Below are 256 nucleotides of genomic sequence, written 5' to 3'. Positions count from 1 at the left end.
AAAGCAGGTGTTCTGGCGGAAGTTCGTCGTCGTGAGTTCTATGAAAAACCGACTACCGAACGTAAGCGCGCTAAAGCTTCTGCAGTGAAACGTCACGCGAAGAAACTGGCTCGCGAAAACGCACGCCGCACTCGTCTGTACTAATTCCCCGAGAGCGTTGCTCTCCGATCAGACCGAGTTGTAGTTGTAAGGCCGTGCTTCCGAAAGGAATGCGCGGCTTATTTTCGTTTATGAATTGCTAAAAATCGGGGCCTAT

General features: G+C 50.8%; 1 protein-coding gene. It reads left to right on the top strand.

Annotated features, from left to right (window positions below; all coding sequences use genetic code 11):
- Window positions 1–12 precede the first annotated feature (12 nt).
- Window positions 13–144 (top strand): 30S ribosomal protein S21, encoded by a 132-nt coding sequence (gene rpsU, locus SB752_RS32855; protein ID WP_486320411.1) that lies wholly within the window; start codon window positions 13–15, stop codon window positions 142–144.
- The last annotated feature ends 112 nt before the right edge of the window (window positions 145–256 follow it).

Source organism: Brevibacillus sp. SIMBA_040 (assembly GCF_046535075.1).
In the GTDB taxonomy this organism is placed as follows: Bacteria; Bacillota; Bacilli; order Brevibacillales; family Brevibacillaceae; genus Brevibacillus.
The sequence above is the reverse complement of the archived record's forward strand: the minus strand, read 5'-3'. Positions and strand labels throughout refer to the sequence as shown.